Genomic DNA, 8353 nt, shown 5'->3' on the forward strand with positions numbered 1-8353 from the left:
TTGCTGCAGGTAACGTGATCCGCGAGTCGTCACAGGGAGGCGTCTGTCGTGGCAACGCGCAAGAACGCAGCTGCAGCACCGCAAACCCACCACGCCCCTCCGATCACCGGCAGGCTCGGGCCAGCCGAACGTGAGGAGAGCTGGCAGCGGCTGGGAGCGGAGACCTTCGACCTCGTGGTGATCGGTGGTGGTGTGGTCGGTGTCGGTGCGGCGCTGGACGCGGCCACCCGAGGCCTGCGGGTGGCGCTCGTCGAGGCCCGTGACCTGGCGTCGGGCACGTCCAGCCGGTCCTCCAAGCTCTTCCACGGCGGCCTGCGGTACCTGGAGCAGCTCGAGTTCGGTCTGGTCCGCGAGGCACTGCGCGAGCGCGAGCTGATGCTGACGCGGATCGCACCGCACCTGGTCAAGCCGGTCGCGTTCCTCTACCCGCTCTCGAACAGGGTCTGGGAGCGCCCGTACACGGCGGCCGGCCTGTTCCTCTACGACACGATGGGCGGCGCCCGGTCCGTGCCGGGGCAGAAACACCTCACCCGAGCGGGTGCCCTCCGACTGGTTCCCGCTCTGAGGCGCGACGCGTTGATCGGCGGCATCCGCTACTACGACGCACAGGCCGATGACGCACGGCACACGATGATGGTCGGCCGCACCGCCGCGCACTACGGCGCCGTCGTGCGCACCTCGACCCAGGTGGTCGGGTTCCTGCGCGAGGCCGATCGCGTGTCCGGGGTGCGCGTGCGTGACGTCGAGGACGGTCGCGAGGTCGACGTCCGGGCGCACGCGGTGATCAACGCGACGGGCGTGTGGACGGACGAGCTGCAGCGGCTTTCGGGCTCGCGCGGCCGGTTCCGGGTGCGGGCCTCCAAGGGCGTCCACATCGTGGTGCCGCGCGACCGGATCGTGGCCGAGGCCGGGATGATCCTGCGCACCGAGAAGTCCGTGCTGTTCGTGATCCCGTGGCGCAACCACTGGATCGTCGGCACCACGGACACCGACTGGAACCTCGACCTGGCGCACCCGGCGGCGACCAAGCACGACATCGACTACATCCTCGAGCACGTCAACTCGGTGCTCGCGACCCCGTTGACGCACGACGACATCGAGGGTGTTTACGCGGGCTTGAGGCCGTTGCTGGCGGGCGAGTCCGATTCGACGTCGAAGCTTTCGCGCGAGCACGCGGTGGCCAGGGTCGCTCCCGGGCTGGTCGCGATCGCGGGCGGCAAGTACACGACGTACCGGGTGATGGGCGCGGACGCCGTCGACGCGGCGCACGTGGACCTGCCCGGCCGGATCCAGCCGTCCATCACGGACAAGGTGCCGCTGGTCGGTGCCGACGGCTACCACGCGCTGGTCAACCAGGCCGACCAGCTGGCGGCCAAGCACGGGCTGCATCCGTACCGGGTGCGGCACCTGCTGGACCGCTACGGATCGCTGGTGCACGAGGTGTTGTCGCTGGCAGCGGACAACCCCGAGCTGCTCAAGCCGATCCCCGCCTCCCCCGACTACCTCCAGGTCGAGGCGGTGTACGCGGCATCGCACGAGGGCGCGATGCACCTCGAGGACGTGTTGACGCGGCGCCTGCGCATCTCCATCGAGTACGCGCACCGCGGTGTCGACTCGGCGGAGGCGGTGGCACGGCTGATCGCGCCGATCCTCGGCTGGGACGAGGACGCGATCAAGCGCGAGATCGAGGTCTACAACGCGCGCGTCGAGGCCGAGCGCGATTCCCAGACCAAGCCGGACGACCAGGCGGCGGACGCGGTTCGTGCCGCTGCCCCGGAGGCACGTGCCCAACTGATCGAACCGGTGAGCTGATCTCGGGCATGCTTGAGGCATGTCTGGGGTTGATCGTCGAACTTTTCTTGCTGTCAGTGCAGTTGTGGCCGGTACCGCGGCTTCCGCCGGTACCGGCCACGCTGCCGAGGCGCCTTCTTTCACGCACGGTGTCGCGTCCGGCGACCCGTTGCCCGACGGCGTCCTGCTGTGGACCCGCGTGGTCACCGATGAGCCCGTGCGCTGGGAGGTCGCGCGGGACGCGGCGTTCGAGCACGTGGTCGCTCGCGGCCGCACCCGCACCGGTGCCCACTGCGACCACACCGTGAAGGTCGAGGTCTCCGGCCTTCGTCCCTCTTCCCACTACTACTACCGATTCCGCACCGGTGACGTCGTCTCGCCGGTCGGCCGCACGAAGACCGCGCCGCGGGTGTCGGACCACTGCGGTTCGCTGAAGTTCGGCGTGGTGTCCTGCTCGAACTGGATCGCCGGCTACTTCGGCGCCTACGGGCACCTGGCCGCGCAGGACGACCTGGACGCCGTGATCCACCTCGGGGACTACATCTACGAGTACACCGATCCGGGCGTGCGCGTCACCGAGCCGCAGCACGAGTGCGAGACGCTCGCCGACTACCGGATCCGGCACGCGCAGTACAAGACCGACCCACACCTGCAGGCCCTGCACGCGAAGCACCCGTTCGTCGTGACCTGGGACGATCACGAGTCGGCCGAGAACTCCTCCTCCATCGGCTCGCCCGTGCACGACCCGGCGACCGAGGGCCCGTGGGGCGCCCGGCTGGCCGCGGCCACGCAGGCCTACTTCGAGTGGATGCCGGTCAGGGAGGGCAAGCTGACCCGGCGGCTGAGGTTCGGACAGCTGGCCGACCTGACCATGCTCGACCTGCGCAGCTACCGCACGGACACCACGATCCTCGGCGCCGAGCAGCGCACCTGGCTGGCTTCGGCGCTGACCGACGGGTCGGCGCGGTGGAAGCTCGTCGGCAACTCGGTGATGATCGCGCCGTTGAAGATCCCGCCGCTGCCGGGGACGCCGCCGACGAACACCGACCAGTGGGACGGGTTTCCCGCTGACCGGGAGTACGTGCTGAAGGCGCTGGACCGGGCCGGGATGAAGAACGCTGTGTTCCTGACCGGCGACATCCACTCGTCGTGGGCGATCAACGTGCCGCTCGGCGACAAGTCCGTGGCCACCGAGTTCGTCTCGACCTCGGTCACGTCGGACAACTTCGACGAACGCGCCGGGGCGCCGCCGCGCACCATCTCGTTGCAGATCGAGGCGCAGTTCCGCGCGTTGAACCCGCACGTGAAGTTCGTCGAGCTCGACTCGCACGGCGCGCAGGTGATGACCGTGACGTCAGAAGAAGTGCGCATGGACTGGTACTACGTCGCGGACAAGCGTGACCCGAACACGGCGGTGAGCCTCGCGCACTCGTGGCGCACCCTGCACGACACGGCGACCGTCGAGCCGGTACCGCCGCAGTAAACCCCGCTGTACCGCGAAAGTCGCACCTGATTCTCAACTCGGCGTGGGACGACCGCAGCCGCGCAGCGCTCATACGCTCGCTGCTGTTCGTCCCATTCCGAGGAGGGGGATTTCAGATGAGGGGTTTGCGCAGGAAAGCCGCGCTGCTGTTGTTGGCGGCGGCGGTCACGAGTTCATTCGCGGTCAGTTCGCCGGTATTCGCGGCACCGGACAACAGCGTCGTTTCGGGGGCAGTCGCGGACGACCCACCGGGCGGTGCCGACCCGTCCGAACCCGTGGAGGAAGAACCGGAAGAGGTCCACCTCCCGGTCGGCGAACCGACCGTGACGCTCAGCTCGATCGTGGACAAGCACGCGGCGGCCACCGACGAGGAAGCGGAAGCGACCCTCGCGGCACTGCCTCGCGGGAGCTACCTGTACTTCGTCTACGACAAGGGCTCGGGGTACCGGGGAGTGCTCCGGTTGTACCTGTTCAGGAACTTCCCGGATCGTCCGAACACCGTGCTCATGCGGAGCTATGCCTCGGGCTCCGGCGTAAAGAGGGACGCCTGCAAGACGAACGTGGGATGGCTCCCCAACGGTGACTACCGGGTCAAGGGCACCTTCAAACACTACGACGGCAAGATCAAGGGCAACGCCATCTGGGTTGAAGACAAGCATTGCAAGTCAGGCGGCCGCGGAACGCTGCGCACGGAACTCTTCATTCACAGCGAGATGACCAAAAACGGCGGACAGGACTGCACCCCGGAGTCGACGTGCTGGAACGGCGACACCGATTTCAAGTCCAACGGCTGCGTCAAATTGCGGCCGAACGACATCAAGGACGCGTTCAGCCTGTTCCGGAGCTTCGGCAACCCGAAGATGCTGTACGTGAAGAGCTGAGCCGCCGTCGTCTGCAAGTACTACCGACCGGGGGGTTGGTAGTACTTGCAGACGACGAAGAGCTAGGCCAGGGCGGCCAGGGCCGTGTGGACCATGACGCGGACGCCCACGAGGAGCGCGCGCTCGTCCAGGTCGAACGTCGGCTGGTGCAGGTCGCGCTGCTTCTCCTGGCCGTTCCACACGCCGAGGCGCGCGAACGAGCCGGGCACGTGCTCCAGGTACCAGCCGAAGTCCTCGCCGCCGGACGACTGCTCGGTGCCGGCCAGGGCGTCGTCACCCAGGGCGGCCTCGATGCCGGCGCGCAGGATCTGGGTGGACTCGCGCTCGTTCACCACCGGGGGCACGCCGCGGCGGTGGTGCAGGTCGAAGCCGACGCCCGTGGGCGCAAGAAGCCCGGTGACCAGGTCCTTGACCAGCGGCTCGAGCTCGGCCCAGATGTCGCGGTCGCCGGTGCGCAGCGTGCCGCGCAGCAGACCGTCCTGCGGGACGGCGTTGGGCGCCTCACCCGCGTGGACGGCGCCCCACACCAGGACGGTGCCGGAACGCGGGTCGACGCGGCGGGACAGCATCGTCGGCAGGCCGGTGATGACCGTGCCGAGCGCGTGCACCAGGTCCGCGGTGAGGTGCGGGCGCGAGGTGTGGCCGCCCGGCGAGTTCAGCCGCAGCTCCAGCAGGTCGGAGGCCGACGTGATGGCGCCGATGCGCGTGCCGATCCGGCCGACCTGCAGACGCGGGTCGCAGTGCAGGCCGAAGATCCGCTCCACGCCGTCGAGTCCGCCCGCGGCCAGCACGTCCAGCGCGCCGCCCGGCATGACTTCCTCGGCCGGCTGGAACACCAGACGGACGCGGCCGGGCAGTTCGGTGGCCGACGCGAGCGCGAGGGCCGTGCCGATCAGGACCGTCGTGTGGGCGTCGTGACCGCACGCGTGCGACACACCGTCCACAGTGGACTCGAACGGGAGGCCCGTGTTCTCGTGCAGCGGCAACGCGTCCATGTCCGCGCGGAGAGCCACGCAGCGGGGGCCGTTGCCGATGTCGCAGATCAGGCCAGTGCCGCCGGGAAGGATGCGCGGCTTGAGACCGACCTCGCGGAGCAGCTTCGCCACCAGTTCGGTGGTGTTGTACTCGCGGCGGGACAGCTCGGGGTTGGAGTGGATGTGGCGGCGCCAGGCGATGACGTCGGCGGAGTGCGCCTTCAGCCAGTCGTCCAGCCACGCGGGGCCGCGGCCCTCTCCGAGATCATCCACAGGAGACATGCTCACCCCGGTGGGGTCCACGAGCATCTCGGTGGACGTCTTCACAGTTGAGGAGCCCGAAGGGCGGGAGTCCAGGACCGTCATGCCGCTCCTCCGCGGGCCAGCAGCCGTGCGCGCTGCTGGGAATCGGTGGCTGTCGCGATCGTCGTCCAGGCCATGGCAAGTGCTCCATCGAGCAATGCACGGTCCGCCGACGCCGAGGCACAGGCGGTCGCGAACTCTTGTTGGTGGTTCACCGCGTCTCCGCAGTCGATGGCAATGGTCGGGTGGATGGCGGGCAACACTCTGGTGACGTTGCCCATGTCGGTGCTCCCGATCTTCTCTCGCTGTTCCTGCTCGGGCGAGAGCGGTCGTCGTCCCAGGTCAGTGGCCGCGCGCCGGTAGGCGTCCGCGAGCCACGAGTCGGGAGTCAGCTCGGCGTAGATCGGTGAGACCTGCTCGACCTCATGGGTGCAGCCGGTCGCGAGCGCGCCGGCCTGAAAGCAGTCCCGGATCCGGTTCTCCAGGCGCTGCAACGATTCCAAGTTCTCCGCCCTCACATCGAACATCGCCGATGCGCGGGCGGGTATTACGTTCGGCACGGTACCGCCGTTGGTGACGATGCCGGTCACCATCTGGCCGGGCTCGAGGTGCTGACGCAGCAGGCTGATCGAGATCTGCGCGACCGTCACCGCGTCCGCGGCGTTGATGCCCAGGTGAGGGGCTGCGGCCGCGTGTGACGGCTTGCCCTTGTAGTGCACCTCGAGGTCCGTGATGGCCAGCGACTTCGCCGCGCACGACTCGTACGGCGCGGGGTGCACCATCATCGAGAACGAGACGTCGTCGAACACGCCCCGCTCGAGCATGAGCACCTTGCCGCCGCCGACCTCTTCCGCCGGAGTTCCGATCACCTTGACGGTGATACCCAACTGGTCAGCGACATCACGCAGAGCGAGCGCCGAGCCCACCGAAGCGGCGGCGATGACGTTGTGCCCGCACGCGTGCCCGACCTCGGGCAGCGCGTCGTACTCGGCACAAAGTCCCAGCACCAGCTCGCCGTCGCCGTAGGTCGCGACGAACGCGGTATCGAGGTCGGCCACCCCGCGGTCGATCTTGAAGCCCTCGCGGGCCAGCAGTGAAGTGATCTTCTCTGCGCTGCGGTGCTCCTCGAAGGCCAGCTCAGGCTCGGCGTGGATCGAGTGCGACAGGTCCAGCAGCGCGTCCGAGTACCGCTCGACGGTCGAGCGTGTGCTGATCTTCAAGTCGGTACCCATTTGCCACCATCCTGCATCACCGCCTGAAAGACGCGGTGCGCTGATGATGATCAACCGGCTGGCCGGTCGCAGCGCTGCGCCAAGCGGCGAGCGAGTTTCGGTCTGACCGATCAACGATGACGCAAATGGTCGAGAAGCACGCTTAATTTTGACTATCACGTCCCATCATCTGGGACGAGCAGTCTCAGCCCGAACGACCGGCGGTCAGCCCTTCTTGGCTGCCCGCGCCTTGCGCCACGCCGCCCATCGGCGCTTGTTGCGCCAGTAGACGAGCGCGAACAGGCCCAGCGCGATGGCGCCGATCCACAGTTTGCGCTTGGTCTCCTGGCGTACTTCAGGCGCCGGTTCCTGCGGTGCGTTCACGGCCGGACCCGGATTCACCGTCGTCTGCTGCGCAGCCGCCACGGGCGCGTTCGGCGCCTCTTGCGCGGACGCCACCCCGGCGATCCCGACGACGCTCATCAGCGCGAACACGCAGGCCAGCAGGAACCTCGACATGGCCTGAAGCCTACCTCGAATACCACGATCGAAGGTCACCCAAACTAGTTAAGCGCCTACCGTGAGTCCGATTGGAACGCCTTCAAAATCTGCTCAGCGGCAAGCGTCGCGGTCAGCTCTCCCGACCTGACCTTCTCTTCCAGAGAGGGTGCCAACGCGCGCACGGCGGCGCTCTCTCGCACCTGCCGCCACAGTTCGTCATGGACCATCATCCAAGTCCATTCGACCTGCTGACGTCGACGCCGCTCGTCCAGCTCACCAGCGTCCCTCAAGGTGGACTGGTGTTCCAGCACGCGGGACCACAGCTCTTCGAGCCCGACGCCGGTCAGGCCCGAGCACGTCAGCACCGGCGGGTGCCACAACGCATCGGCAGGACGCAGAAGTTTGATGGCTCCGGCCAGCTCCCGCGCGGCCTTGCGGGCGTCCAGCTCGTGCTCGCCGTCGGCCTTGTTGACCGCGATGACGTCGGCGAGCTCCAGAATGCCCTTCTTGATGCCCTGCAGCTGGTCGCCGGTGCGCGCGAGCGTCAGGAACAGCGAGCAGTCCGTCATGTTCGCGACGGCCACCTCCGACTGCCCGACGCCGACCGTCTCGACCAGCACGACGTCGAAGCCCGCGGCCTCGACCAGCACGATCGTCTCGCGGGTGGCCTGCGCGACGCCGCCGAGCGTGCCGGACGTCGGCGAGGGCCTGATGAACGCCTTCTCGTTGACCGACAGCCGCGCCATCCGCGTCTTGTCGCCCAGAATGCTGCCGCCGGTGCGAGTGGACGACGGGTCGACGGCGAGCACCGCGACCCGGTGGCCCTTCTCGGTGAGCGTGGTGCCCAGCGCGTCGATGAACGTCGACTTGCCCACGCCCGGAACACCGGTGATGCCGACCCTGATCGCGTTGCCCGACTTGGGCAACAGCTCGATCAGCAGCTCCTGCGCCTTCGCTCGGTGGTCCGCCCGTTTGGACTCGACGAGCGTGATTGCCCTTGCGAGCACACCGCGCTTGCCCTGCAGAACGCCCTGGGTGAGCTCCGCGACGTCGATCACCCTAGTGCGGTGACCACTGGCCTTCGGCGCGTTGTTTTGCCGTTCAGACGGGTTCATCGCGGTGCCTCCCCCGCGCCCTCATATCGGGCGGTTGTGGGGGGGGGGGGGGGACCGCGGGGGTGCCAGGGGGGGGGGCGTAGAAAACGGTGGC

Annotated in this window: 7 protein-coding genes; 3 read left to right on the forward strand and 4 right to left on the reverse strand. The window is 68.3% G+C overall.

Annotated elements, in window-relative coordinates; translation table 11 throughout:
* Positions 1–102 precede the first annotated feature (102 nt).
* From ABZ345_RS21670 to ABZ345_RS21680, 3 genes are all read left to right on the forward strand, one after another.
* Positions 103–1812, forward strand: a complete 1710-nt coding sequence (locus ABZ345_RS21670; protein WP_359851425.1) for a glycerol-3-phosphate dehydrogenase/oxidase — start codon at positions 103–105, stop codon at positions 1810–1812.
* A gap of 64 nt (positions 1813–1876) precedes the next feature.
* Positions 1877–3274 (forward strand): alkaline phosphatase D family protein, encoded by a 1398-nt coding sequence (locus ABZ345_RS21675; RefSeq protein ID WP_359851383.1) that lies wholly within the window; start codon positions 1877–1879, stop codon positions 3272–3274.
* The gene (locus ABZ345_RS21680; RefSeq protein WP_359851386.1) at positions 3223–4155 is read left to right on the forward strand and encodes a hypothetical protein; all 933 of its coding nucleotides are present in this window, start codon (positions 3223–3225) and stop codon (positions 4153–4155) included. The genes ABZ345_RS21675 and ABZ345_RS21680 overlap by 52 nt, the downstream gene beginning before the upstream one ends.
* Positions 4156–4217: 62 nt before the next feature.
* Here ABZ345_RS21680 and ABZ345_RS21685 read toward each other — a convergent pair whose 3' ends face one another.
* The 4 genes from ABZ345_RS21685 to meaB all read right to left on the reverse strand — a co-directional run bounded on the left by ABZ345_RS21685 (position 4218) and on the right by meaB (position 8259).
* On the reverse strand, positions 4218–5495 hold the full coding sequence (locus tag ABZ345_RS21685; protein WP_359851389.1) for a M20 family metallopeptidase: 1278 nt from the start codon (positions 5493–5495) through the stop codon (positions 4218–4220).
* The gene (locus ABZ345_RS21690) at positions 5492–6664 is read right to left on the reverse strand and encodes a M20 family metallopeptidase (protein ID WP_359851392.1); all 1173 of its coding nucleotides are present in this window, start codon (positions 6662–6664) and stop codon (positions 5492–5494) included. The genes ABZ345_RS21685 and ABZ345_RS21690 overlap by 4 nt, the downstream gene beginning before the upstream one ends.
* A 204-nt stretch (positions 6665–6868) precedes the next feature.
* Positions 6869–7162: a hypothetical protein gene (locus ABZ345_RS21695; RefSeq protein ID WP_359851395.1), complete on the reverse strand. Its 294-nt coding sequence runs from the start codon at positions 7160–7162 to the stop codon at positions 6869–6871.
* A gap of 56 nt (positions 7163–7218) precedes the next feature.
* The gene (gene meaB, locus ABZ345_RS21700) at positions 7219–8259 is read right to left on the reverse strand and encodes a methylmalonyl Co-A mutase-associated GTPase MeaB (RefSeq protein WP_359851398.1); all 1041 of its coding nucleotides are present in this window, start codon (positions 8257–8259) and stop codon (positions 7219–7221) included.
* Positions 8260–8353: the final 94 nt, after the last annotated feature.

The sequence above is a fragment of the Lentzea sp. NPDC005914 genome (assembly GCF_040629405.1).
Taxonomy (GTDB): domain Bacteria; phylum Actinomycetota; class Actinomycetes; order Mycobacteriales; family Pseudonocardiaceae; genus Lentzea.